The organism is Rhizobium sp. TRM96647 (assembly GCF_025780115.1).
Lineage (GTDB): Bacteria > Pseudomonadota > Alphaproteobacteria > Rhizobiales > Rhizobiaceae > Mycoplana.
Genome location: NZ_JAOXHF010000016.1, coordinates 74,063 through 97,747, shown reverse-complemented (window position 1 = coordinate 97,747; position 23,685 = coordinate 74,063). Strand labels below are relative to the sequence as shown.

Genomic DNA, 23,685 nt, shown 5'->3' with positions numbered 1-23,685 from the left:
GGCCGGCGGAGCCTATACACGGTCGACGGAAGGCAATCGGACCGCTGTTGTCCGAGCGGAGCGACGACGATGGGACACCCTGCGAAACCGGCGGCAAGCCATGACCTTTCGCGTTTCCACGAGGCGCAGGAGGCGGTCTATCCGCAGGCACTGGCGGAGCTGAAGCGAGGCCGGAAGGAGACCCACTGGATGTGGTTCGTCTTTCCGCAGGTCGAGGGGCTCGGCATGTCACCCATGACGCAGCGGTATGCAATCCGCTCTGCCGGCGAGGCACGCGCCTATCTTGCCGATCCGGTGCTCGGGCCGCGGTTGAGGGCGTGCGTGGAGGCGCTGCTTTCGGTGCCCGGGCGCTCGGCGCGCGAGATCATGGGTGCGCCGGACGACGTGAAGCTGCGGTCGTCGCTGACGCTCTTTGCCGCCGTTGCCGACGATCCCGCGCTGTTCCGGAAGGCGCTCGCACGTTTCTATGGCGGGCAGGAGGACAACCGTACGCTGGAACAGCTTGAAAAGTGGTGACGGCGGCGCCTTGCTCCAAGCCGGGACCGGTCCTGATTTTTGTTTCCGCCGCCCTATCTGTCGCAGGGACCGGCAGACAAGTGCGCAAATTTTGACCGGAACGGAAAAATTTTTTGCAATTGCCGCCTGCGGCCACCGTTTTCTGCGCTCCGCGGAGCGTCGAATTCTGCGATCTAGTTCCCATCAGTTTCATGACCAGATACGGAGACCGACATGTCCTGGTTGAAGACCATCGCCACCGCCACCCTCGTGCAGGCCGCACTCCTGCTTCCGGCCACGGCCGGGGAGAACCTTGCCGCCGTCCAGTCCGCGGGCGTCCTCAAGATCGGCACCGAGGGCACCTATGCGCCGTTCACCTATCACGACACGAGCGGCAAGCTCGTCGGCTTCGACGTCGAGATCGGCGAGGCGGTCGCAGCCAAGCTCGGCGTGAAGGCGGAGTTCCTGGAAGGCAAGTGGGACGGCCTGATCGCGGGCCTCGACGCCAACCGCTACGACGCGGTGATCAACCAGGTCGGCATCACCGATGCGCGCAAGCAGAAATACGATTTCTCCGAGCCCTATATCGCCTCCAAGGCCGTTCTGATCGTGCGGGGCGACGATGACGGTATCAAGGGCTTCGAGGACCTGAAGGGTAAGAAGGCGGCGCAGTCGCTGACCTCCAACTTCGGCAAGCTGGCCGAGGCGAACGGCGCCGAGCTCGTCGGCACCGACGGCTTCGACCAGTCGATCCAGTTGGTCCTGACCGGCCGCGCCGACGCCACGATCAACGACAGCCTGTCCTTCCTCGACTTCAAGAAGCAGAAGCCGGACGCGAACGTGAAGATCGCAGCCGAGCAGGCAAACGCCGAATACTCCGGCATCATCGTGCGCAAGGGCGAGCCGGAGCTGGTCGAGGCCCTGAACAAGGCGTTGGCGGACATCAAGGCCGACGGCACCTACCAGAAGATCTCCGACAAGTATTTCGGCCAGGACGTCTCGAAGTAAGCGCCTCCCGGATCCCCCTCCCGCCATGGGAGGGGGATCGCACCGCTTCCTCCGGGGGCTACAGGCCGCGCTCCGCCGGTCTGACATCGGAAGGACCGCCGCATATCGGTTCCCCTCTTGTGGGAAGGGGGCAGGGAGCGGTATTGCGGGAGGGATCCGGCTACATCGCGAAGAGTAGGAACGCCCTTGCCGCACTGGCTCCAACTGATGCTCGATTCGCTCGGCCCGCTGCTTTGGGCCGGTTTGAAGTTCACCGTGCCGCTGACGCTGTTGTCCTTCGCCTTCGGGCTGGCGCTGGGACTGCTGGTGGCGATCACCCGGCTGTTTGCGCCGGGGCCGCTGGTTGCCATCGCCCGGTTCTACGTCTGGATCTTCCGCGGCACGCCGCTGCTCGTCCAGCTCTTCGTCATTTTCTACGGCCTTCCGAGCATGGGCATCCTGCTCGATGCCTTTCCGGCGGCGCTGATCGGTTTCACGCTGAATATCGGCGCCTATACGTCCGAGATCATCCGCGCGGTGATCGCATCGGTTCCACGCGGCCAGTGGGAGGCGTCCTATTCGATCGGCATGAGCTGGGGCCAGGCGATGCGGCGCACGATCCTGCCGCAGGCCGGGCGCACCGCGGTCCCACCTCTGTCCAACACCTTCATCTCGCTCGTCAAGGATACCTCGCTCGCAGCCGCGATCACGGTGCCCGAGCTGTTCCAGACCGCGCAGCGGATCGTCGCCACCACCTACGAACCGCTGATCCTCTATATCCTCGCCGCCCTGATCTACCTCGCCATGAGTTCGGTGCTTTCGGCCCTGCAGGTGCGGCTGGAGAAGCGCTTTGCCCGCTATGGCGGCTTCCTGGAGGCGCGCGCATGATCGAGCTCAGCCACATCGAGAAGCGCTTCGGCGACAATGTCGTGCTGAAGGACGTCAGCGTCGACATGGCGGAAGGATCGGTCACGGCCCTCGTCGGCCCGTCCGGCGGCGGCAAGAGCACGCTGCTTCGCTGCGTCAACCTGCTCGAGATCCCGACGAACGGCTCGGTGCGCATCGGTGAGGAGGCGCTGTCCTTTTCGCCGGGCGGCAGGGTCGGCTGGTCGGATATCCAGCGGCTGCGGCGGCAGACGGGCATGGTGTTCCAGAACTTCCAGCTCTTTCCCCATCGCACCGCGATCGAAAACGTCATGGAAGGACTGGTGACGGTGCTGAAATGGCCGGAGGCCCGCGCCCGTGCCCGCGCGCTCGAACTTCTGGAGAAAGTCGGCATGGCCCACAAGGCAGACGCCTGGCCGGCGACGCTGTCGGGCGGCCAGCAGCAGCGCGTTGCCATCGCCCGCGCGCTTGCGCCCTCGCCGCGTGTGCTCCTGTGCGACGAGCCGACGTCGGCGCTCGACCCGGAACTCGCCGAAGAGGTGGTGGACGTGCTCGGCCGGCTGGCGCGCGAGGGCACGACGATGATGATGGCGACGCACGACCTGCGGCTTGCCTCGCGCGTCGCCGACAAGGTGGTCTTCCTCGACGGCGGCGCCATCGTCGAAAGCGGGCCGCCGGCGAGGATCTTCTCCCATCCCGAGCGCGATCGCACCAAGCGCTTCATCGCCTCGCTGAACGTGGCTGTCGACTACGAGATCTGAACCGGCCGCTCGCGTGGAGCGAAAGCGAAAAGCGGGTTTGCTTTCGCTGATCGAGTCGGACATCGTTCCGCCATGCGCTACGAAATCGGCAAGCTCGATCTTTCCGCACTGCTCGTTCCCTGCTGCCGGGCGGGGGAGGCGCTGGCGCGGCTGGACGAGCGCGTGCTGCGCTCGACGATCCGCGCCGGCTTCCTGGAGCGGCAGGATTTTCACGATGCGGCCGCTTCCCTCTGGGTTGACGGGGAACTGGTGCATGTCGAGGACCTCGTCCTGCACGACGCGCGCATGGATGTGCGCACGCCGACCCACGAACTGACCATCGCCCATTCCGTCCTGCGCGCGCGGCGGCAGATCTTCGACCAGCCGCCGTTATGGGCGCTCAGCGCGCCGGGGCTCGCACGGCTGCGCGGACGCGGGCAGGAGACGGCAGCGGCGCAACTGCCGGCCGCACCCGGTCATGCCGCGCCCCTCGGTGCAGGCGAGCCGCCGGACGAGGCGGCCGATGCCGGCGAGGGGATGGATTTTTCCGAGATCGACGCCCTGATCGCCCGCAGCAGCGCGATCCTCGAGGGTGTCGGACCGGCCCCCGAGCGAAAGGCCGCACCCGAGCGCGACCCGCTTGTCTACGATGCCGACTGGGATGAAGAGGAGCGGCTTTCGGAGTGGCGTCTCGTCCTGCAGGACACGGCGGGCCTGCCCGCGATCCTGCGGGCGGCGCTGCTTCTCGACGCCTGGAATTCGCTCCAGGTGCTTCAGCACATTCCCTGGCTCGGCCGCCAGCTCGTTTCGGCATTCCTTCGGCAGGAGGGGCCGGCGGCGTCGCATCTCGTGGCCGTCAATGCCGGTCTCCGGGCGGTCCCACGGGAGCGGCGCCATGCGCGCGACCGGCTCTCGCGGCTCATGGCCATTCTCGAGGCGTTCGAGAATGGCGCGACGCAGGGGCTGAAGACGCACGACCGCCTGGTGCTCGCCAGATTGCAGCTCGAGCGGCGGCTGGTGAAGAAGCGTGCCAATTCAAGGCTTCCCCAGCTGGTAGACCTCGTCATCGCCCGCCCGGTCGTTTCCGCGGGCATCATCGCCCGGGAGCTGGGCGTCACGATTCAGGGCGCGCTCGGCCTCGCCTCCGAGCTGCAATTGCGCGAGATCACCGGGCGCGAGCGGTTCAGGGCCTGGAGCATCCTTTAGGCCCGATGCCGGCATCTGACGATTTCCACATCGCGCTGGCCCGGCGGGCTCGACCTTGCGCCAAGGGCCGCCTAGGATCGTGCCGAGAACAAACATCGCAGGAAGGGATGATCCCATGGCAAACGAGAAGGTGGCTCTCATCACGGCGGGTGGCAGCGGCATGGGAGCTGCGGCCGCAAGGCGCCTGGCGGCGGACGGCTATCGCGTCGCGATCCTCTCGTCCTCGGGCAAGGGCGAGGCGCTGGCCAGCGAACTAGGCGGCCTCGGCGTGACCGGCTCCAACCAGTCCAACGACGACCTCAAGCGGCTCGTCGACGTTGCCATGGAGCGCTGGGGCCGCATCGACGCGCTGGTCAACAGCGCCGGTCACGGACCGCGGGCGGCGATCCTCGACATCACCGACGAGGACTGGCACAAGGGGCTCGACGTCTACCTGATGAACGTGATCCGCTCCGTCCGCCTCGTTGCCCCGGTCATGCAGGCGCAGAAATCCGGTGCCATCGTCAACATTTCCACCGCCTGGGCCTTCGAGCCGGCGGCGATGTTTCCCACCTCCGCCGTGTTCCGCGCGGGCCTCGCCTCCTACACCAAGATCTTCGCCGACACCTATGCGGCCGACAACATCCGCATGAACAACGTGCTGCCGGGCTGGATCGACAGCCTTCCCGGCACCGAGGAACGGCGCGCCAGCGTGCCGATGCAGCGCTATGGCAGCAGCGACGAGATCGCCGCCACGGTCGCCTTCCTAGTGTCGGAGGGTGCCGGCTACATCACCGGGCAGAACATCCGCGTCGACGGCGGCCTGACGCGGTCGGTGTGAGTTGCGGCGTTCGATGAGAACCAGCCTGAAAGCGCTGCTTGGCCTAGTGGCAATGTTGCTGTCGGGTCCGGCTGCGGCAGAGACGGCGTGGCAGCCGGTGGAGCAGGTCAAGACTTATGCCGTCAGCGGTTCGTCCGGAATTGAGCTCTACCGCTCGATCGGCGAGAACGGCCCCAAGGTCGGCATCGGGCGGGCGATCGCCTTCACCGACTTCAAGCTGACCTGGACCCGCCGCTACGAGCCGCGCGACGGCGGCTGCGTCATCACCACCAACCGGCCGAAGCTCATCATCACCACCATGCTGCCCAGGCCCGCCGGCAAGCTGCCGGCGGCGCTCGGCGCGCGCTGGGAGACCTTCATCGCCGGCGTGCGCGCGCACGAGCGGGTACATGGCGAGATCATCGTCGAGATGGTGCGGCAGATCGAGGACTATTCGGTCGGCCTGACCGTCGCCGACGATCCGGATTGCCGGAAGATCCGCAAGGTGCTGACCAGCCGGCTCGGCGAACTGTCGCAGGAGCAGCGCCGGCGCAGCCGCGATTTCGACCGGACGGAACTCAGCGAAGGCGGCAACGTGCACCAGTTGATCCTGAACTTCGTCGGCGGGGGCTGACGAGCGGGGCGCCGATCGCCCAAAAGAATTTCCTCTGCAAAATCCGGGCGATGCGTTAGCATCGCGCCTGCCGCGGGTGCGCGCATCCGGCGGAAGGCGTGCCGGGGGAGCCGTGCGATGGCCGATCAGCAAACGCAGAACGTCGAGATTGCCGACTATCTGGCCTATCGGGGCGGGCCGTTCTTCGAGTTGCAGAAGCGGTTGGGGCTCCTGCGCCGCGACGCGCTGAACGCCCGGCGACGCGCGCTCATCTATGTCGCGATCGCCTGGCTGGTGCCGCTCCTGCTGGCATTGCCGGACAGCCTCCGGCTGCGGCCGTTCGGCATGACCTATGTCACGGATGTCGGCCTGTGGGGGCGTTTCGTGCTGGCGATCGGCGCCGTCGTCCTCGCCGAGGAGCAGGTGGAGGAGCGGTTGAGGGTGAAGCTGCAACACTTCAAGGCCGCGCCCCTGATCACGCCGGAATCGATGCCCGCGGCTGCCCGCGCGGTGAACCGGGCTCTTAGATTGCGGAATTCGCGCATTGCCGAGGCCGTCTGCCTCGTCATCGCCTACGCCCTCTCCGCCTGGGCGCTTCGATACGAGCTGAAAGGCGACAGCTATTTCTGGGCGGCCTCCAGCAGCGAGGCAGGCCGGCACATCACGCTTGCCGGGTGGTGGGCGCTGCTCGTGAGCCTTCCGCTGTTCTGGTTCCTGGTCCTGCGCGGCTTCTGGCGGCACTTCGTCTGGGCGCAATTGCTGCGCGTCATCGCCAGGCTGGAGCTCAGGCTGGTGGCAAGCCATCCGGACGGCAAGGGCGGCCTTGCCTTCCTGGCCGACTATCCAAACGCCTACATGACCTTCATGTTCGGCCTGAGCTGCGCGATCGCGGCGAGCTTCGGCCAGCACATCAGCGCCGAGACCCTGTCGGTCAAGATGCTGACGACCGTCATGGGAGCCTGGCTCGTCCTCGTGCTCGGCTTCTTCGCCTATCCGCTCTCGGCCTTTGCCCGGCCGCTGCGGCGGCTCAGGGAGGACACGATGCTGGCGGCGGCGGCACTGGCGACGCAGCGCCAGCGTCAGGATGAGCGCAAGATCCTGTCGCGCAACATCGCCGCCGATGGCACGGCCGAGCCGTCTGCCGATACGGACATCCCCGATCCGGCGAAGCTCTTCGAGGCCGCAAGGAAACTGAAGGGCGGCCTCCTCTCGCGCACCGCCGTGCTCCCGCTCTCGGCGATGGCGCTCCTGCCGTTCGCCGTCGTCGGGCTCACCCAGATATCGTTCGAGGACGTCCTGTCGCTGGTCAAGAAGCTGCTTTTGCTGTGACCCCGAAGCCCGGGGGCGGTTATCGACCGGATGTTGCGTGACTGGCGGCGCCAACATAAATTCCTGGAACAGCTATCCAATTGAAAAGACTATGTTTAGTCTGTTGGCGTCGCCCTTTTCCCGCTTTCGGCGTTCATCTGTGAGGGGCCGCCGGAAAGGGGCTGTTAACCTTTATTTTCTATTCCCGACGCAGGGGTTTTCACGGCTTCCGCCAGTTCCAGCGTTGCAGGTTTCCATGCGTCTTTCCCGAACGATCTCGCCGAACGTCACCGATCAGTCCGCAAGCAGCGAGGAGGGTGGCGATGGGCCGCGGCCGACGCCGCATGTGACGCTTCCCGGCATGACGGTGGCCGGTGAAGTCAAGGCGGATGCCGACCTTCCCGCCTGGCAGAGCGCCTTCATCCTCGGCCCGAACGTCCGCTTCACCCGGACACCGGAAAGCGCCTATGCGCGCAAGCACGCCGAAGCTCAGGAACAGAAGCCGGAGGCGGTCGCCGTTGCCGCGGCGGAGCCGTTGCAACCAACGACCGTCGAGGCCGGGAAGGCTCCGGCCCCCGCAGACGATCCGTCGCGCGCCGATCTTGACGGTGATGCCATGCGCAAGATCGAGGGCGCGGGGCGGGCCCGGTCCGCCGCAGCGGCTCCTCACAATACTCCGGCCGAGGCCGGCAAGCCTGTGCTGCCGTCCACGAATGTCGTCGGCCCGCAGGACAATCACGGCGCACTCGCGCTCTATTTGCGGCTGAAGCGGGAAATGGCCGAGGCGAGCCGCCAGCCGGAGCGGCCCGCTGTGACAGTTGCGACGACCGTTCCTGCCGCGACAAATCCGAAGGCGGTTGCCGGTGCCATGGCCGCTGATGCCGGACCGTCCGTTCCGGCCCGGCAAGGCCCCTTCGGCCTTCATATCTCCGACCATGCCCTGTTCGACACGATGTGCCTCGATGTCGATCTCGCAGGCTTCGCACCGGCGCCCCGCCTCGCAATCCCGAGTTTCCAGATCGGCGCGGAGACAGCGGCCTCTCTCTACCGCGAGGTGAGCATTCGCGGCCGCAATATTGCGGCTGCCACGACGGCAACGCCCGCGCGCACCCTCTCCACTCCGCAATCGGCCGCGCCGGCTGGCCGGACGCTGCCCGGGCGGGGGGCGCTCCCCACCGCCCCGAGACCGGTCGCCGCCATTGGTCAAAGGGACGCATCGCGGATGCCGCACCTGGTGGCGCCGGTCCCGGCCAAACCCGTGGCGGACAAGCCCGCAGCCGGCACGCAAGATGCATCCGGGGCGACAGGGATCGCGGTTGCACCCGTGCCGACGCCGTCAGCGCGGCCCCCGCAGGGCAAGGATGTCGCTGCGCCCGGCTATACGCCGCTTTCGGCCCTGCCGTCGCTTGCCGCGTTCCAGTTCGGCCCGGTCTGGCCCGCATCCTCGACCACCACGATCTCGCTCGGCCCCTTGTCTCCGGCGTCCGTCGGTGAAGCCATCGAGATCGAGCCGCCGAGCGCTACCGACTCTGTCGAGGCGGAAGATCAAGCCGCTGCCATGGTGCCGGTCGCGCCGGCGCCTGTCGCCGTCCGCGCCCCGGCCGCCTCGCGCTCGCTTCCCCGCTCAGGCCTCTTTGCGGCGGCGGACGCCAATCCGGACTACGAGTTCCCTCCGGTCGACCTGTTGCAGCAGCCTGCCGGCGAGCAGGCGCACACGATGACGCAGGAGGCGCTGGAGCAGAGCGCCGGCCTGCTCGAGAGCATCCTCGAGGACTTCGGCGTCAAGGGTGAGATCATCGACGTGCGGCCGGGTCCGGTCGTCACCCTCTACGAATTCGAGCCGGCGCCAGGGGTCAAATCCTCGCGCGTGATCGGTCTCGCCGACGATATCGCCCGCTCCATGTCGGCGCTGTCGGCGCGCGTCGCCGTCGTCCCCGGCCGAAACGTCATCGGCATCGAACTGCCGAATGCCGTGCGCGAGACGGTCTATTTCCGCGAACTGATCGAGTGCGAGAGCTACTGGGAGACGAAATTCAAGCTGGCGCTCTGCCTCGGCAAGACGATCGGTGGCGAGCCGGTCGTGGCCGAACTCGCCAAGATGCCGCACCTGCTCGTTGCCGGCACCACCGGCTCTGGCAAGTCGGTGGCGATCAACACGATGATCCTGTCGCTGCTCTACCGGCTGAAGCCCGAGGAATGCCGCCTGATCATGGTCGATCCGAAGATGCTGGAACTGTCGATCTATGACGGCATCCCGCACCTTCTGACCCCCGTCGTCACCGATCCGAAGAAGGCGGTGATGGCGCTGAAGTGGGCGGTGCGCGAGATGGAGGACCGCTACCGCAAGATGTCGCGGCTGGGCGTGCGCAACATCGACGGCTTCAACGCCCGCGCCGCAGCCGCCCGCGCCAATGGCGAGACGGTGATGTGCGACGTGCCGAAAGGCTTCGACCGTTCCACCGGCGAGCCTACCTACGAGCAGGAGGAGATGGACCTCACGCCGATGCCCTACATCGTCGTCATCGTCGACGAGATGGCCGACCTGATGATGGTCGCGGGCAAGGAGATCGAAGGGGCGATCCAGCGGCTGGCGCAGATGGCGCGCGCGGCCGGCATCCACCTGATCATGGCCACCCAGCGCCCTTCGGTCGACGTCATCACCGGCACGATCAAGGCGAACTTCCCGACCCGCATCTCCTTCCAGGTCACCTCCAAGATCGACAGCCGCACCATCCTCGGCGAGCAGGGGGCCGAACATCTCCTGGGACAGGGCGACATGCTGCACATGGTCGGCGGCGGCCGTATCGCCCGTGTCCATGGGCCGTTCGTCTCGGATGCCGAGGTCGAGCAGGTCGTCGCCCACCTGAAGGCGCAGGGTCGCCCGGAATATCTCGGCACCGTCACCGAGGATGCCGACGAGGAGGAGCAGGACGAGCCGGAAGACACCGCCGTCTTCGACAAGTCGGCAATGGGCGAGGAGGACGGTAACGACCTCTACGAGAAGGCGATCAAGGTGGTCATGCGCGACCGCAAATGCTCGACCTCCTACATCCAGCGCCGGCTGTCTATCGGCTACAACCGCGCCGCATCGCTGGTGGAGCGGATGGAGCGCGACGGCCTCGTCGGCCCGGCCAACCATGTCGGCAAGCGCGAGATCCTGAACGGAAACCGCGAGAGCGCCGTCGCCGTCGAGACGGTCGACGACGAGGACTGATCGCGCTCCCTGCCAAAGGCGGAGGCGCGATCGAGCGAACGGCTCAGTCCCGGGCGCGATAGGCGTCCGGGATGACGAAGACCTCGTCGGCGCGGGCGTAGCCACCGTCCTTCACCTCCTCGATGAGGACCATCGTGTGCGGGCGTGCCGCCTCGGAAAAGTAGTCGACGAGCATATCCGTCGCGCGATGGACGATCTCGGCCTTCTGTACGCGGGTGAGTGCGGCTTCCGGTACCTTGATATTGACGAAGGGCATGGGAGCTTCCTTTCTCGGGTCGAGTTGCTGGAGGGCGTCAGACGACGCCGCCATTGGCGCGGATCGTCTGGCCGTTGACCCAGGCGCCGGCCGGGCTCGCCAGGAAGGCGACGACGGAGGCGATGTCGTCCGGCTGGCCGAGACGGCCCATCGGGTTCATCTTCGTGATCGCCTGCACCTGGGCCTCGCTCTTGCCGGTCATGAAGAGATCGGTCTGAACCGGACCCGGGGCCACGGCATTGACGGTGATGCCGCGGGACCCGAGTTCCTTGGCGGCGACATGCGTCATCGCCTCGACCGCTGCCTTGGTCGCCGAATAGACGCCGTAGGTCGGCTGGTACAGGCCGACGACGCTCGACGAGAAGCTGATGATGCGCCCGCCGTCGCGCAACCGCTTGCCCGCCTCCCGAATGCCGCGGAACACGCCGCCGAGATTGATCCGGACCTGTTGCTCGAAGCTGTCGTCTTCGACGTCGGCAAGTGGCGAAAGCGCCATCATGCCGGCATTGTTCACCAGGATGTCGACCGCGCCGAAGGTGTTCTCGGCGATGTCGAACAGGTCGGCGATCCCGGCGGGGTTGCCGATGTCGGCCCTTGCCGCGACCGCGCGGCCGTTGGCGGCTTCGATGCCGGCCACCACGGCGTCCGCCGCCTGGCTGTTCGTGGCATAGTTGACGACGACGGCGATCCCGTCCTCCGCCAGCCGGCGGGCGATCGCCGCGCCGATGCCCTTTGAGGCACCGGTGACGATGGCTGTTCGTTGCGGATTGTCTGTCATGGCTTTCTCCTTCTTCGATGCCTGCGAAGTAGGGCGGTTGCCATAGGCGAACAATCATCTATCTATTGACATCACAATTCGCGGAATGCGAACAATTGCCCATGGACCGACTGGACCGCATGCAGCTTTTCGTCCGCATCGTCGAGCGCCGCAGCTTTGCCGCGGCGGCGGCGGACTTCGATCTCGCCCGGTCGACGGTGACGGAGGCCGTCAAGAATCTGGAACGAAGCCTCGGTGTTCGGCTGCTCGAGCGCACCACCCGCCATGTCGGTCCGACGCTGGACGGCCAGGCGTTCTATGAGCGCTGTGTGGCGATCCTGTCGGAGGTGGAGGAGGCCGAGAGCCTGTTTCACGAGGCCGAACCGCGCGGGCTCCTGCGGATCGATGCCCACCCGCTCCTGACGCAGACCTTTCTCCTGCCGCATCTGAACGCGTTTCTGGATCGCTATCCCCTGCTCGACCTGCAGCTCGGCCAGGGCGACCGGCTGGTCGATCTCGTCCGCGAGGGCGTGAACTGCGTCATTCGCGCCGGCGAGCTCCACGACAGCAACATGATCGTGCGACGCCTCGGCACGATCACCGAAATCACCTGCGCGAGCCCGGCCTATCTGGCGCAGCATGGGATGCCGCGGACGCCGGCCGATCTCGCCGGCCACCGCGCCATCGGCTTCGTCTCGTCCCGCACGGGGCAAGTCATGCCGCTGGAGTTTCAGAACGGCGCCGAAATCCGCCAGGTCCGACTGCCGTCCCGCGTCACGGTCAACAATTCCGATACCATGGCCGACCTGGCGCGCCTCGGCCACGGGCTGATCCAGGCGCCGCTCTACCGGTTGAGGCAGGATCTCGAGCGGGGCAGTCTCGTCGAAGTCCTGCCGGACCACCGGCCGTCGCCGACGCCGTTGTCGGCGCTCTATCCGCAGAACCGCCACGCAGCCCCGCGGCTGCGCGTGTTTCTCGATTGGGCGATCGAACTCTTCCGCAAGGCGGACCTGTAGGGACGCCCATGCCTCGACGCGGGGAGGGCGGCTACTTGCCGCCCGCCTCGATGATGCCCTTCGTCAGGCTGCCGATCGCCGGATAGAGCGGGATCAGGCAGGCCTGCAGGGCATGGTAGATGTCGCCCTTGCCGGCAAAGAGCGTGTAGGCCGGGACGAGGTCCTCGTTCAGTTCCTCGTGCCAGCCGCCGCGATCCTGATCGATGAAGTGGCGGGAAATGACGTCCCAGATGCGGCGATACCAGGTCTCGTGGAATTCGCTCGGCAGGTGTTCGCCGAGGAAGGCGGCGGCACCGGCGCCCTCCGCCATCGGCCACCAGAGCTTCTCGCGCTTGGCCGGCTGGTCGCTCCAGTCGAGCGTGTAGAAAAAACCGCCCTTGTCCTTGTCCCAGCCGAGTTCGACCGACTGCGAGAACAGCGCCTTGGCTGCCTCGGGCATCCAGTCGTGCGTCCTGCCACCAAGCGCCCAGAGTTGCAGGACCAGCCGTGCCCATTCCAGCCAGTGGCCGGGGGTGGTGCCGGAGGGGCGGAACATCTCGTTGCCGGTGTAGCCCTTGTCCACCGTCCAGTTCTCGTCGAAATGCTCCGGCACCCGGAAGCCGTTTTCTCCCGCCTTGCGGCGGATGATGAGGTCGGCGATGCTCTCGGCCTTCTTCAGGTAGGCGCTGTCGCCGGTCGCCTCGAATGCGGCCATCAGGGCCTCGGTCAGGTGCATGTTGGAGTTCTGGCCGCGATAGCCGGGGACGGGCGACCAGTCGTCCGCAAACTCCTCGGCGATCGCGCCGTGCTTCTCTTCCCAGAAGCGGTCGTTGAGCACGTCGGTGACGTCGGCGATCATCCGGTCGGCGTCCGGGTGCCCGGCCACCTTCGCGCTCGAGGCGGCGAGCAGCACGAAGGCATGGCCGTAGCCCTGCTTGGTGGCGTCGAGCAGGCCGGAATTGTCGAGCGACCAGTGATAGCCGCCGCGCTCGGCGTCGCGATGTTTTTCCCAGAGATACTTCATGCCGTGGTCGACGATGTCGTCGGAGCCCGGGCGGCCGAGCAGGCTGCCGATGGCGAAGCAATGGACCATGCGTGCGGTGGAATGAATGCCGCGGATTGGATTGCCGGCATTGAGCGGCCGGCCCTCGACGTCGAGTTCGTAAAAGCCGCCGTTCGGATTGAACGTGCGGTTCTGGAAGAAATCGAAGAGGCGGTTCGCCTGGCTCCACAGCCACTCGCGGTGATAGGCGCGGTTGCGCCAGGCGAGATCGCGCTGTCCGTTCGTACCCATATTCGTACTCCTCGTGCTTTCTTCGGCCGCCGGCGGCAGGTGTGCTACCGGCTGCCGGAGCAGTCCTCGCCACCGCGGCGTGAGCGTCGCGCGCACGGTTTTCGGTTGGCGAAATGTTCCGGTTGGCCTCGACAGAATGGGTGGCGAGTTATGGCGCAGAACGATTGGCAGGGCAAGTTTGAAGGGGCCGTATCGCGGCTCCAGTATATTATTTACAGCTTATATGCGTTCGCGTAGAGTTCGCCGGTACTTGGGCCGCAGCCGGGGTAAATGGCCCCGGGCATCCCGAAAATTGCAGTGAAAATCTTCGTTTACGAGATCGGCCGCGCCACGCGCGGCCGGGTGCGCGCGGACTCGCCCTCGCCGCATCATGGCCATGAATTTTGTCCGGACAGCATCGAACGGCATAGCCAAAGATGCCCGGCCGGACGAGCAGGGAGCTTTCGACGATGAAATTCAGCACGCACATTCTTTCGCTCGCGATCCTGTTCGGCCCCGCCGTCGCCGGCTCCGCGGTTGCCCAGGACGCGATCTCCGCCCCGGCACAGAAGACCGTCGGCGCGCATACGCAGCAGATGGTGCCATCGCTGGCGGTCATCAATTCCGGAGGGGCCAGGCTTGCCGACGGAAAGCTGACGATGACGGACTTCGGCCCGAGCACGATCGTCTTTGCCGACCGGCCCGTCCGCGCGGCGGGTCATGTCCCCACTGCCCAGTTCATCGGGCAATGGGATGAGGGCAAGGACAGTTTTGCCAAGGATCCGCCCAATGCGACCCTCTCGGTCTTTGGCCGTGACGGACAATCGGTTCAGGATGCCGTGGTCGTGCTGAAGGCGCCGAAGCTGGATGGCAATGCCCTGACCTTCGACGTTTCCGTGCTGGAGGGCGAGATTGCCGGCGCAGACGGGCCTGCGTCGCTGTTCATCGACTGGTTCGCGGCCCGTGGCCCCTATGGCGGTGCCGTCGTCGCCGGCGGGGCATGGCGACACGCGCCGGTCTGGCATGGCGGATGGTACGCGCATCCGGCCTATTACGGCGCCGGAGTGGCGGCAGGTGCAGCGATCGGGGCTGCGGCCGTCGCGGCCCGGCCATACTACTATGCGCCGCCACCGCCCTGCGGCTACTACCCCTATCCGCCTTGCTATTGATCGGGCGGCCCGGCGCGCAGCTCCGGTTCCCGACCTGCGTCCACCGCCTCCGCTTCCGCAACGAGCCAGTTGCGGAAGGCAGTCATCGCCGGCGTCATCGGGCGGGACTGCAGCCGGGTCAGCCAGTAGCTTCCGACCGGCACGCAGATGTCGAACGGCTGCACGATCGCCCCTGACGTCAGCTGCCGTTCGAACATCAAGGGCGGCGCCAGCCCCACGCCGGCACCCTGTAAAATGGCCTCCATCATGGCAAGCGAGGTGTCGAAGACGATGCTGCTGTGTCGCTGGACGGCGCGCGGCAGCTTCGCCGCTTCGAACCAGCGGGTCCACTCGTCGGGCCGGTAGGAGCGCAGCAGCGTGCGGCCGAACAGGTCGGACGGCTGGCGCAGTTCACGCGCGATCTGCGGAACGCACAGGGCCGAAAGCGGAGCGCCGAACAGCCTTGCGGCCTCCGTCCCGTGCCAGGCGCCGTCGCCGAAGCGGATCGCGAAATCCAGCCCTTCCGCGGCCAGGTCCACGCGGTTGTTGTTGGTCGACAGCCGGAGGTCGATGAAGGGATGGCGTTCGGCGAAGTCTGCGAGCCGCGGCAGGAGCCAGCCGACCGCGAAGGTTCCGACCGCACCGACCGCCAGGATCTCGCGGATCTTCTCGCCGCGAAGGCGCTCGACCGCCGAGGCCATGCGATCGAAACTGTCGCGCAGGACCGGAAGCAGGCTCTCGCCTTCCGGCGTGATCATCAGCCCGCGCGGCAGGCGCTTGAACAGCACGGTGCCGAGTTGTTCCTCCAGCCCTTTCACCTGATGGCTCACGGCCGCCTGCGTCACGTTCAGCTCGATCGCCGCCCGGGTGAAGCTCAGGTGCCGCGCGGACGCCTCGAAGGCGCGAAAGGCGTTCAGTGGCAGATGTGGCCGAACCATGGCTATGCCCCAATTTTCCTAATGCCATATCCCAGTATTCGTCCTTTGCCCGGCCGTCAAACCACTGGTAGCACTCTGCCCAAGACATTGCGAACGGAGGAATTCGATGAGGACCTGTTTTACGTATCTCGGCATTCTCGCAGCCGTCGGCCTGGCCATGCCGGCGCAAGCCAAGACAATTTGTACGGTCGCCGCCGATGCCGCGACCGGCACGACGCTGGTGGAGCAGGGCAATTGCAACGAGCGCTACACCCCTGCCTCGACCTTCAAGGTGCCGCTGGCGCTGATGGGCTACGATTCCGGTTTCCTGGAGGACGCCACCGCGCCGAAACTTCCCTTCCGCGAGGGCTATGCGGACTGGGGCGGCGAGAACTGGACGCAGGCGACCGATCCGACGCGGTGGATGAAATACTCCGTCGTCTGGTTCTCGCAGGTGATGGCGCAGTCACTGGGAGAGCAGAAGCTTCACCGTTATGCGGTGAAGTTCGACTATGGCAATGCCGATTTCGCCGGCGATCCGGGCAAGGACAACGGGTTGGAGCGCGCCTGGATCTCCTCCTCCCTGAAGATCTCCCCGCGCGAGCAGGTCGCGTTCCTCCGCAGGCTGGTCAACCGCGACCTGCCGGTTTCCGAACACGCCTACGATATGACGATGCAGATCGTGGAGAAGACCGCATTGCAGGATGGCTGGGTCGCCCAGGGCAAGACCGGCATGGCCTATCCCCGCAAGCCGGATGGCAGGTTCGACTACGAACACCCCTGGGGCTGGTATGTCGGCTGGGCCACGAAGGGCGAGCGTACGATCGTGTTCGCCCGCCTGGTGCAGGAAGAGAAGCGGCTGAAGGGATCGGCCGGCGCCCGCGTCCGCGACGCCCTGTTCCAGGAACTGCCGTCGCTGCTGGCGACGGAGTAGGGTCTGCCGGAAGCCGGCGTCGTTTTCAACGCGACTGCCGGCTCTTCCGTCTCTTGCATTCCTGCGCGGTCGACGATCAGCCCCGCAGGCCCGGCGCCTCCTGGCCGGTGCGTTCGACATATTCCGTATAGCCGCCGCCATACTGATGGATGCCGTCCGGCGTCAGTTCCAGCACCCGGTTCGACAGGGCGGCGAGGAAGTGGCGGTCGTGCGAGACGAACAGCATCGTGCCTTCATATTGCGAAAGCGCCTTGATCAGCATTTCCTTGGTATCGAGGTCGAGATGGTTGGTCGGCTCGTCGAGCACGAGCAGGTTCGGCGGGTCGAACAGCATCCGCGCCATCACCAGTCGTGCCTTTTCGCCGCCGGAAAGGACCCGGCACTTCTTCTCCACGTCATCGCCGGAAAAGCCGAAGCAGCCTGAAAGGGCCCGCAGCGGCGCCTGGCCGGCCTTGGGAAAGGCCTCCTCGAGCCACTGGAGGATGGTGCTGTCGCCATCGAGCAGGTCCATGGCGTGCTGGGCGAAATAGCCGAGCTTGACGCCGGCGCCGATCGTGACGCTGCCCTTGTCCGGCTCGGCCGAGCCTGCCACCAGTTTCAATAGCGTCGACTTGCCGGCGCCGTTGATCCCCATGATGCACCAGCGCTCGCGCCGGCGGACCATGAAATCGAGGCCTTCGTATATGGTGCGGCTGCCATATGCCTTGTGAACGCCCTTGATGTTGATCACGTCCTCGCCCGAGCGCGGCGCCGGCAGGAAGTCGAAGGCGACGGTGTGGCGGCGGCGGGGCGGCTCGACGCGATCGATCTTGTCGAGCTTCTTCACCCGGCTCTGCACCTGAGCCGCATGCGAGGCGCGCGCCTTGAAGCGCTCGATGAACTTGATCTCCTTCGCGAGCATCGCCTGCTGGCGCTCGAACTGGGCCTGCTGCTGCTTCTCGTTCTGCGCCCGCTGCTGTTCGTAGAAGGCGTAGTCGCCGGAATAGGTGGTGAGCGATCCGCCGTCGATCTCGATGATCTTGCCGACGATCCGGTTCATGAACTCGCGGTCGTGCGACGTCATCAAGAGCGCGCCGTCATAGGTCTTGAGGAACTCTTCCAGCCAGATCAGGCTTTCGAGGTCCAGGTGGTTGCTCGGCTCGTCGAGCAGCATCACGTCCGGGCGCATCAGAAGGATACGCGCCAGCGCCACGCGCATCTTCCAGCCGCCGGAGAGCTTGCCGACGTCGCCGTCCATCATCTCCTGGCTGAAGCTCAGGCCGGCGAGCACTTCGCGGGCGCGGCCCTCCAGGGCGTAGCCGTCCAGTTCCTCGTAGCGCGCCTGCACCTCGCCATAGCGCTCGATGATCCGGTCCATTTCATCCAGTTTGTCCGGATCGACCATTTCGGCTTCCAGCGCGCGCAGCTCGGCCGCGACTTCGCTGACCGGCCCCGCCCCGTTCATGACCTCGGCAACGGCGCTGTGGCCGCCCATCTCGCCCACGTCCTGGTCGAAATAGCCGACGGTGACGCCCTTCTCGGTGGAGACCTGCCCCTCGTCGGGGACCTCCTGCTGGGTGATCATCCGGAACAGCGTGGTCTTGCCGGCGCCGTTCGGCCCGACGAGCCCGATCTTCTCGCCCTTGTTGAGGGCGGCGGACGCCTCGATGAAGAGGAGGCGATGGCTGTTCTGCTTGCTGACGTTCTCGATGCGGATCATCTGGCGGCGGGTTCCGTCTGTTGCGGCGCCGTCATGTCACGGATCGCGAAGCCGCGATCCTTCAAAGCACCATTGGAAAGGCTGCGAGATACATCAGCGGACCCTGCAGCACCAGCCCCCGTCGGGCCGGATGGTGTGGCGCCCGCTTCTAGCTCCTTTCGGGAATGCGGGCGATTGCCTTGATCTCGAAGTCGAAGCCGGACAGCCAGTTGACGCCGATCGCCGTCCAGTTCGGATAGGGGGCGCCGCCAAGCACCTCTTCGCGAACCTTCATGATCGTATCCAGCTGGTTGGCCGGGTCGGTGTGGAACGTCGTGACGTCCACGACATCGTCGAGCGTGCCGCCGGCGGCGGCGAGGACTGCGCTCAGGTTGTCATATGCAAGTTTGACCTGGCGTTCGAAGTCGGGTTCCGGCGAGCCGTCCTGACGGCTGCCGACCTGACCGGAGACGAACAACAGGTCGCCGGAGCGGATGGCCGCCGAATAGCGGTGCTTCTCATAGAGGCTGTGACGATTTTCCGGAAAGATCAGTTCGCGTTGCATTGGTTCTCTTCCTTGAGTTGCCGGTGGTCGTTTCGAAGTGCGTCCCGTCTGCCGGTGTCCCTGACCGGGGCTTCCCTTGGACGAGGCACGTTGATATACGTCGCGTATGTAGAAATATTGGCATACGATACGTATGTCAATGCATATACGCGATGTATGTGAAAGGCAGGAGTCCGAATTGGCAACGAACCGACGTTTGGAAATGATGGAGGAGACGCGGGCCAAGCTGATCCAGGCGGCGCGCAAGGCGTTCGCCGAGAAGGGCTACGCCAACGCCTCGATGGATGACCTGACCGCCGCCGTGGGGCTGACGCGCGGCGCGCTCTACCACAATTTCGGCGACAAGCGCGGGCTGCTGCAGGCCGTGGTGGATCGCATCGACGGCGAGATGGCGGCGCGGGCGCAGGCGATCGGGAATGCGACCGGAGACGACTGGCAGGGTCTTCTGGAAGAAGGTAGGGCCTATATCGAGATGGCGCTGGAGCCCGAGGTGCAGCGTATCGTGCTTCTCGACGGGCCGGCGGTTCTCGGCGATCCGTCGCAGTGGCCGAGCCAAAACAGTTGCCTGCAGGCGACGCTCGTCAAGGTCCGGCGCCTGGTCGAGGAGGGGCGCCTGAAGCCCGTCGATCCCGAGGCGGCGGCACGGCTCCTGAACGGCGCCGCCCTGAATGCCGCGCTGTGGATCGCGGCCAGCGCCGAACCTCAGGACGTTCTGGCGAAGGCGCTCGAGGCATTCCGCCACCTGGCGTCCGGCCTTCTTGCGAAAGCCGATTGAGCGCAGGGTCGACGTTCCTGATGCCGCGGGCTGCGCCAAGATCTTCGCGCTATTTCGACGCTTCGACGTATTTCCCAGAGTTCGATAAGCGGAAACATCGGGGGCGCTCTACGGATCGCCTTGATGCGACAAGCCTTTTTTGCGGTCGTCGAAACGCAGAAAATGCCCGTTCATAATTGTGGCGGAAAAGAGAAAAATAAACCCTATCCTTCTTATAGACATTCTCTATAATGATCCCTCGCGGGCATAGACGGCCCGGCTCGATGGCTGGTGTGCGCCGATGGCGCTGCCGGACATCCAGAGGAAGGATGATGACGATGAGCAACGTGGATGCTTTCGGCAAGGCGGACTTCGGCCACAATCGCGAACCGCGTGCCCCACGTGCGGAGCCCTCCCGGCGTCGGGCCCTCGACGGCATCGTCTGCAATGTGGTCGCAGGTGCAGCCTTCCTATTCGTCGTAGCGCTGGTCGTCGGGCTGATCGGCCACTGATCGTTTTCAACGCGCTTCCGCCCATCTCACAGCCGCAGGCGCCGACTGTGGCCTGACCTCAGAGATTCCAGATCCTCCTGGCGTTCGCGCGGTAGAGCTTTTCCCGTTCATCCTGCGCGCACGGGCCGAAGATGGCCTGCGTCGCCGCCACCCAGGTGGAAAGCCCGCCGCCCTTCGTGCAGACCGGCCAGTCGCTTCCCCAGACCACGCGGTCCCAGCCGAAGCTTGCGACAATGTGCTCGACATAGGGGCGGATGGTCTCGACCGTCCAGCTGTGCGGATCCGCATAGGCGACGACGCCGGAGACCTTGGCGGTGACGTTCGGCCGCCGCGCGATCTCGTCGATCCCGCGCTTCCACGTGTCGAGCGCACCGGAGACGATGTCTGGCACGCCGCAATGGTCGAGGACGAAACGGACGCCCGGGGCGCTGTCGATCAGCGCCAGCGCTTGCGGCTGCTGGCGGGCCAGCATGCAGATGTCGAAGGTCAGCCGGCTGCCGACCATCCGCTTGAGATTGTCGCGAAAGAGCGCCTGTTCGGATATGTCGTCGGGCACGACGTGGAGGACGCGCCGGAAGCCCTTCACGAAAGGATCGGCCTCGCATTTTTCCAGATAGGCCGCAAAGCCGATCTCCTCCGGGCGGCAGGCGGCGATGACGCCGGCGATCAGATCCCCTTGCGTGGCGGCGAGGCTGCGCACCATCTCGGTCTCGACCTCGATGTCCGCGGTCGCAACGTCCACTTCCATGTGCAGGGCCGCCTCGATGCCGAGGCGCTTCGCCTCCTGCGCATATTCCGGATAGGTGAAATCGCGGTTCAGGTCGCCGGCGCCGGACAGCCACGGATAGGCGAGGCGCGACTGGTCGATCAGGTGCAGGTGGGTGTCGATGAACATGGCGTCCTCCCTCGAATTGCCGCCCTCGGCCGGCATGCTGTCACACGCTGCCGATGCCCGGCAAGCCGCCGCCCGATCCCCCGTATCGTTTGTTGACAGCGGCAAAATATGTCCTTTATGTATAAAGTACAGTTTGGAGAATTCAAGCGTTGGCCGCGACGGGAAGCCTGATATCGCGGCCGGCGCGTCATGGGAGGAAATGATGACCCGCATCACCGGCATGCGCGTGTTCGACCTGCGGTTTCCGACGTCCAAGAGTTTGGACGGCTCGGATGCGATGAACCCGGATCCGGACTATTCGGCCGCCTATGTCATCCTCGATACCGACGACCCCGGCGTCAGCGGCCACGGCCTGACCTTCACCATCGGCCGCGGCAACGATATCTGCTGCATGGCGATCAGGGCGATGGAGCATCTCGTCGTCGGCGCGGATCTGGACGAGGTCCGCAAGGCGCCGGGCAAGTACTGGCGTCACCTGACCGGCGACAGCCAGTTGCGCTGGATCGGTCCCGACAAGGGCGCGATGCATCTGGCGACGGGCGCCGTCGTCAACGCCGTCTGGGACCTGCTGGCCCGGCAGGCGGACAAGCCGGTCTGGCAACTGGTCAGCGAACTGTCCGCCGAAGAGATCGCCGACATCGTCGATTTCCGCTACCTGACCGACGTTCTGACCCGCGACGAGGCGATCGCCATCCTGAAGAAGGCGGAGGCGGGCAAGGCGGAGCGGATCGAAACCCTGAAGCGTGAAGGCTACGCCTGCTACACCACGTCGGCCGGCTGGCTCGGCTATCCGGAGGAGAAGCTCCGGCGACTCTGCCAGGAAGCGGTCGATGCGGGGTTCGACCACGTCAAGATGAAGGTCGGCCGCGACCTTGACGACGACATCCGCCGGCTGACGATCGCGCGCGAGGTCATCGGTCCGGACCGTTATCTGATGATCGATGCCAACCAGGTCTGGGAGGTCGACCAGGCGATCGACTGGGTGAACAGGCTCGCCTTCGCCAATCCCTATTTCATCGAGGAGCCCACCAGCCCGGACGATATTGCCGGCCACCGCAAGATCCGCCAGGCGATCGGCCCGGTGAAGGTCGCGACCGGCGAGATGTGCCAGAACCGCATCATGTTCAAGCAGTTCATCGCCGAGGGTGCGATCGACATCGTCCAGATCGACAGCTGCCGCATGGGCGGGCTGAACGAGGTGCTGTCTGTTCTGCTGGTTGCAGCGAAGTTCGGCCTGCCGGTCTGGCCGCATGCCGGCGGCGTCGGGCTTTGCGAATATGTCCAGCACCTGTCGATGATCGACTATGTCGCCGTCTCCGGCACGAAGGAGGGCAGGGTGATCGAGTATGTCGATCACCTGCACGAACATTTCGTCGATCCCTGCGTCATTCGCGACGCCGCCTACATGCCGCCGTCGCGCCCCGGTTTCTCGATCGAAATGAAGCCGGAATCGATTGCCGAATTCACGTTCCGACCCTAAAAGATGATCGTCGCATTCGGGGCGGCACCGACCGGTGTGCCGCCCTTCCGCATGTAGGGGGAAGAGTTGAGCCAGATCCTGACGATTAACGACCTCAAGGCGCGCGCGCAGCGGCGCGTGCCGAAGATGTTCTTCGACTATGCCGATTCGGGCGCCTATACCGAGGGCACCTATCAGGCGAACGAGGAAGACTTCCGCAAGATCAAGCTGCGCCAGCGCGTGCTCGTCGACATGACGAACCGGTCGCTGGAATCGACGATGATCGGCGAGACAGTGTCGATGCCCGTGGCTCTGGCTCCCACCGGGCTGACCGGAATGCAGCACGCGAACGGCGAGATGCTGGCGGCACAGGCGGCCGAGGCGTTCGGGGTCCCGTTCACGCTCTCCACCATGAGCATCTGCTCGATCGAGGATGTCGCCTCGGTCACCACCAAGCCGTTCTGGTTCCAGCTCTACGTGATGCAGGACCGCGACTTCGTGCTGAACCTGATCGACCGCGCCAAGGCGGCCAAATGCTCGGCGCTCGTGCTGACGCTCGACCTGCAGATCCTCGGCCAGCGCCACAAGGACATCCGCAACGGCCTGTCGGCGCCGCCGAAGTTCACGCCCAGGCACATCTGGCAGATGGCGACGCGGCCGATGTGGTGCATGCAGATGCTGGGTACGAAGCGGCGCACGTTCGGCAATATCGTCGGCCATGCCAAGAGCGTCACCGACCTGTCCTCGCTGTCGGTCTGGACGTCGGAACAGTTCGACCCGCAACTGTCCTGGAAGGACGTCGCCTGGATCAAGGAACGCTGGGGCGGAAAGCTGATCCTGAAGGGCATCCTCGACGAGGAGGATGCGCGGATGGCAGTATCGACGGGGGCGGACGCGATCATCGTCTCCAACCATGGCGGCCGGCAGCTCGACGGCGCCCCGTCCTCGATCAGCATGCTGCCGCGCATCGTCGATGCCGTCGGCGGGCACATGGAGGTTCATCTCGACGGCGGCATCCGGTCGGGGCAGGATGTGCTGAAGGCGCTGTGCTACGGCGCCAAGGGTACCTATATCGGCCGGCCGTTCCTCTACGGTCTCGGCGCCGGCGGCAAATCCGGGGTGACGCAAGCGCTGGAGATCATCCGCAAGGAACTCGACATCACGATGGCGCTTTGCGGCGAACGGGACGTGCGCAATCTGTCGCGCCGCAACCTGCATCAGGAAATCTGACCGGCGCCGGACGAACGCGCGCCGTCCGTCCGGAATCGCTCCATCGATTCATATTAGGTTAAGCT

General features: G+C 65.7%; 23 protein-coding genes. 16 read left to right on the top strand and 7 right to left on the bottom strand.

Annotation, left to right across the window (positions count from 1 at the left end):
• Nucleotides 1–69 precede the first annotated feature (69 nt).
• The 9 genes from OCK02_RS23000 (at nt 70) to OCK02_RS22960 (ending at nt 10,247) form a co-directional block, all read left to right on the top strand.
• On the top strand, nt 70–516 hold the full coding sequence (locus tag OCK02_RS23000; RefSeq protein ID WP_263815036.1) for a DUF1810 domain-containing protein: 447 nt from the start codon (nt 70–72) through the stop codon (nt 514–516).
• A 213-nt stretch (nt 517–729) separates the two neighbouring features.
• On the top strand, nt 730–1,503 hold the full coding sequence (locus OCK02_RS22995) for an amino acid ABC transporter substrate-binding protein (RefSeq protein WP_230807661.1): 774 nt from the start codon (nt 730–732) through the stop codon (nt 1,501–1,503).
• Between the two features lie 186 nt (nt 1,504–1,689).
• The gene (locus OCK02_RS22990) at nt 1,690–2,370 is read left to right on the top strand and encodes an amino acid ABC transporter permease (protein WP_263815035.1); all 681 of its coding nucleotides are present in this window, start codon (nt 1,690–1,692) and stop codon (nt 2,368–2,370) included.
• Nucleotides 2,367–3,128 (top strand): amino acid ABC transporter ATP-binding protein, encoded by a 762-nt coding sequence (locus OCK02_RS22985; RefSeq protein ID WP_263815034.1) that lies wholly within the window; start codon nt 2,367–2,369, stop codon nt 3,126–3,128. Before OCK02_RS22990 ends, OCK02_RS22985 begins: the two co-directional genes overlap by 4 nt.
• Before the next feature lie 72 nt (nt 3,129–3,200).
• On the top strand, nt 3,201–4,313 hold the full coding sequence (locus OCK02_RS22980) for an RHE_PE00001 family protein (protein WP_263815033.1): 1,113 nt from the start codon (nt 3,201–3,203) through the stop codon (nt 4,311–4,313).
• A gap of 115 nt (nt 4,314–4,428) precedes the next feature.
• Complete coding sequence (locus tag OCK02_RS22975; protein WP_263815032.1) at nt 4,429–5,133, top strand: SDR family oxidoreductase; 705 nt, start codon at nt 4,429–4,431, stop codon at nt 5,131–5,133.
• A 13-nt stretch (nt 5,134–5,146) separates the two neighbouring features.
• Nucleotides 5,147–5,746 (top strand): DUF922 domain-containing Zn-dependent protease, encoded by a 600-nt coding sequence (locus OCK02_RS22970; protein WP_263815031.1) that lies wholly within the window; start codon nt 5,147–5,149, stop codon nt 5,744–5,746.
• A 117-nt stretch (nt 5,747–5,863) separates the two neighbouring features.
• A complete protein-coding gene (locus tag OCK02_RS22965) occupies nt 5,864–7,054 on the top strand; it encodes a hypothetical protein (protein WP_263815030.1) in 1,191 nt (396 codons plus the stop codon).
• 235 nt (nt 7,055–7,289) lie between these two features.
• Entirely contained in the window at nt 7,290–10,247 is a 2,958-nt protein-coding gene (locus OCK02_RS22960) for a DNA translocase FtsK (RefSeq protein ID WP_263815029.1), read from the top strand.
• 43 nt (nt 10,248–10,290) lie between these two features.
• Here OCK02_RS22960 and OCK02_RS22955 read toward each other — a convergent pair whose 3' ends face one another.
• Nucleotides 10,291–10,503 (bottom strand): tautomerase family protein, encoded by a 213-nt coding sequence (locus OCK02_RS22955; protein WP_263815028.1) that lies wholly within the window; start codon nt 10,501–10,503, stop codon nt 10,291–10,293.
• Nucleotides 10,504–10,540: 37 nt separating this feature from the next.
• On the bottom strand, nt 10,541–11,281 hold the full coding sequence (locus OCK02_RS22950; protein WP_263815027.1) for an SDR family oxidoreductase: 741 nt from the start codon (nt 11,279–11,281) through the stop codon (nt 10,541–10,543).
• A gap of 101 nt (nt 11,282–11,382) precedes the next feature.
• Here OCK02_RS22950 and OCK02_RS22945 point away from each other — a divergent pair, with 101 nt between their 5' ends.
• The gene (locus tag OCK02_RS22945) at nt 11,383–12,276 is read left to right on the top strand and encodes a LysR family transcriptional regulator (protein WP_263815026.1); all 894 of its coding nucleotides are present in this window, start codon (nt 11,383–11,385) and stop codon (nt 12,274–12,276) included.
• 31 nt (nt 12,277–12,307) lie between these two features.
• On the opposite strand, the gene OCK02_RS22940 is transcribed toward OCK02_RS22945, so the two are convergent.
• Nucleotides 12,308–13,549, bottom strand: a complete 1,242-nt coding sequence (locus OCK02_RS22940) for an AGE family epimerase/isomerase (RefSeq protein ID WP_263815025.1) — start codon at nt 13,547–13,549, stop codon at nt 12,308–12,310.
• A 449-nt stretch (nt 13,550–13,998) separates the two neighbouring features.
• Here OCK02_RS22940 and OCK02_RS22935 point away from each other — a divergent pair, with 449 nt between their 5' ends.
• Nucleotides 13,999–14,697 carry a hypothetical protein gene (locus tag OCK02_RS22935; protein WP_263815024.1) on the top strand — a complete coding sequence of 233 codons (699 nt, stop codon included), beginning with the start codon at nt 13,999–14,001 and terminating at the stop codon, nt 14,695–14,697.
• On the opposite strand, the gene OCK02_RS22930 is transcribed toward OCK02_RS22935, so the two are convergent.
• Nucleotides 14,691–15,614, bottom strand: a complete 924-nt coding sequence (locus OCK02_RS22930) for a LysR family transcriptional regulator (protein WP_263815023.1) — start codon at nt 15,612–15,614, stop codon at nt 14,691–14,693. The genes OCK02_RS22935 and OCK02_RS22930 overlap by 7 nt on opposite strands.
• A gap of 106 nt (nt 15,615–15,720) precedes the next feature.
• On the opposite strand from OCK02_RS22930, the gene blaOXA reads away from it, so the two are divergent.
• Nucleotides 15,721–16,527 carry a class D beta-lactamase gene (gene blaOXA, locus OCK02_RS22925; RefSeq protein WP_263815022.1) on the top strand — a complete coding sequence of 269 codons (807 nt, stop codon included), beginning with the start codon at nt 15,721–15,723 and terminating at the stop codon, nt 16,525–16,527.
• Between the two features lie 76 nt (nt 16,528–16,603).
• Here blaOXA and OCK02_RS22920 read toward each other — a convergent pair whose 3' ends face one another.
• Both OCK02_RS22920 and OCK02_RS22915 read right to left on the bottom strand, forming a co-directional pair.
• Nucleotides 16,604–18,226: an ABC-F family ATP-binding cassette domain-containing protein gene (locus OCK02_RS22920; protein ID WP_263815021.1), complete on the bottom strand. Its 1,623-nt coding sequence runs from the start codon at nt 18,224–18,226 to the stop codon at nt 16,604–16,606.
• A 148-nt stretch (nt 18,227–18,374) separates the two neighbouring features.
• Nucleotides 18,375–18,770 (bottom strand): RidA family protein, encoded by a 396-nt coding sequence (locus tag OCK02_RS22915; RefSeq protein ID WP_263815020.1) that lies wholly within the window; start codon nt 18,768–18,770, stop codon nt 18,375–18,377.
• 202 nt (nt 18,771–18,972) lie between these two features.
• On the opposite strand from OCK02_RS22915, the gene OCK02_RS22910 reads away from it, so the two are divergent.
• Together OCK02_RS22910 and OCK02_RS22905 are read left to right on the top strand one after the other, a co-directional pair.
• Nucleotides 18,973–19,545: a TetR/AcrR family transcriptional regulator gene (locus OCK02_RS22910; RefSeq protein ID WP_263815048.1), complete on the top strand. Its 573-nt coding sequence runs from the start codon at nt 18,973–18,975 to the stop codon at nt 19,543–19,545.
• Nucleotides 19,546–19,856: 311 nt separating this feature from the next.
• Nucleotides 19,857–20,036: a hypothetical protein gene (locus OCK02_RS22905; RefSeq protein WP_230807679.1), complete on the top strand. Its 180-nt coding sequence runs from the start codon at nt 19,857–19,859 to the stop codon at nt 20,034–20,036.
• A 58-nt stretch (nt 20,037–20,094) separates the two neighbouring features.
• Here OCK02_RS22905 and OCK02_RS22900 read toward each other — a convergent pair whose 3' ends face one another.
• Nucleotides 20,095–20,931, bottom strand: a complete 837-nt coding sequence (locus OCK02_RS22900) for an amidohydrolase family protein (RefSeq protein WP_263815019.1) — start codon at nt 20,929–20,931, stop codon at nt 20,095–20,097.
• Between the two features lie 202 nt (nt 20,932–21,133).
• On the opposite strand from OCK02_RS22900, the gene OCK02_RS22895 reads away from it, so the two are divergent.
• Nucleotides 21,134–22,411 (top strand): L-fuconate dehydratase, encoded by a 1,278-nt coding sequence (locus OCK02_RS22895; RefSeq protein ID WP_263815018.1) that lies wholly within the window; start codon nt 21,134–21,136, stop codon nt 22,409–22,411.
• 66 nt (nt 22,412–22,477) lie between these two features.
• On the top strand, nt 22,478–23,620 hold the full coding sequence (locus tag OCK02_RS22890; RefSeq protein WP_263815017.1) for an alpha-hydroxy acid oxidase: 1,143 nt from the start codon (nt 22,478–22,480) through the stop codon (nt 23,618–23,620).
• The last annotated feature ends 65 nt before the right edge of the window (nt 23,621–23,685 follow it).

Excerpts from the sequence above, each read along its gene's own strand:
- OCK02_RS22970 (WP_263815031.1), top strand. The coding sequence starts at position 5,147 with ATGAGAACCAGCCTGAAAGCGCTGCTTGGCCTAGTGGCAATGTTGCTG.
- OCK02_RS22900 (WP_263815019.1), bottom strand. The coding sequence starts at position 20,931 with ATGTTCATCGACACCCACCTGCACCTGATCGACCAGTCGCGCCTCGCC.
- OCK02_RS22920 (WP_263815021.1), bottom strand. The coding sequence starts at position 18,226 with ATGATCCGCATCGAGAACGTCAGCAAGCAGAACAGCCATCGCCTCCTC.
- OCK02_RS22950 (WP_263815027.1), bottom strand. The coding sequence starts at position 11,281 with ATGACAGACAATCCGCAACGAACAGCCATCGTCACCGGTGCCTCAAAG.
- OCK02_RS22980 (WP_263815033.1), top strand. The coding sequence starts at position 3,201 with ATGCGCTACGAAATCGGCAAGCTCGATCTTTCCGCACTGCTCGTTCCC.
- OCK02_RS22955 (WP_263815028.1), bottom strand. The coding sequence starts at position 10,503 with ATGCCCTTCGTCAATATCAAGGTACCGGAAGCCGCACTCACCCGCGTA.
- OCK02_RS22975 (WP_263815032.1), top strand. The coding sequence starts at position 4,429 with ATGGCAAACGAGAAGGTGGCTCTCATCACGGCGGGTGGCAGCGGCATG.
- OCK02_RS22985 (WP_263815034.1), top strand. The coding sequence starts at position 2,367 with ATGATCGAGCTCAGCCACATCGAGAAGCGCTTCGGCGACAATGTCGTG.
- OCK02_RS22995 (WP_230807661.1), top strand. The coding sequence starts at position 730 with ATGTCCTGGTTGAAGACCATCGCCACCGCCACCCTCGTGCAGGCCGCA.
- OCK02_RS22940 (WP_263815025.1), bottom strand. The coding sequence starts at position 13,549 with ATGGGTACGAACGGACAGCGCGATCTCGCCTGGCGCAACCGCGCCTAT.
- OCK02_RS22965 (WP_263815030.1), top strand. The coding sequence starts at position 5,864 with ATGGCCGATCAGCAAACGCAGAACGTCGAGATTGCCGACTATCTGGCC.
- OCK02_RS23000 (WP_263815036.1), top strand. The coding sequence starts at position 70 with ATGGGACACCCTGCGAAACCGGCGGCAAGCCATGACCTTTCGCGTTTC.
- OCK02_RS22960 (WP_263815029.1), top strand. The coding sequence starts at position 7,290 with ATGCGTCTTTCCCGAACGATCTCGCCGAACGTCACCGATCAGTCCGCA.
- OCK02_RS22945 (WP_263815026.1), top strand. The coding sequence starts at position 11,383 with ATGGACCGACTGGACCGCATGCAGCTTTTCGTCCGCATCGTCGAGCGC.
- OCK02_RS22935 (WP_263815024.1), top strand. The coding sequence starts at position 13,999 with ATGAAATTCAGCACGCACATTCTTTCGCTCGCGATCCTGTTCGGCCCC.
- OCK02_RS22915 (WP_263815020.1), bottom strand. The coding sequence starts at position 18,770 with ATGCAACGCGAACTGATCTTTCCGGAAAATCGTCACAGCCTCTATGAG.
- OCK02_RS22930 (WP_263815023.1), bottom strand. The coding sequence starts at position 15,614 with ATGGTTCGGCCACATCTGCCACTGAACGCCTTTCGCGCCTTCGAGGCG.
- OCK02_RS22910 (WP_263815048.1), top strand. The coding sequence starts at position 18,973 with ATGATGGAGGAGACGCGGGCCAAGCTGATCCAGGCGGCGCGCAAGGCG.
- OCK02_RS22905 (WP_230807679.1), top strand. The coding sequence starts at position 19,857 with ATGACGATGAGCAACGTGGATGCTTTCGGCAAGGCGGACTTCGGCCAC.
- blaOXA (WP_263815022.1), top strand. The coding sequence starts at position 15,721 with ATGAGGACCTGTTTTACGTATCTCGGCATTCTCGCAGCCGTCGGCCTG.
- OCK02_RS22895 (WP_263815018.1), top strand. The coding sequence starts at position 21,134 with ATGACCCGCATCACCGGCATGCGCGTGTTCGACCTGCGGTTTCCGACG.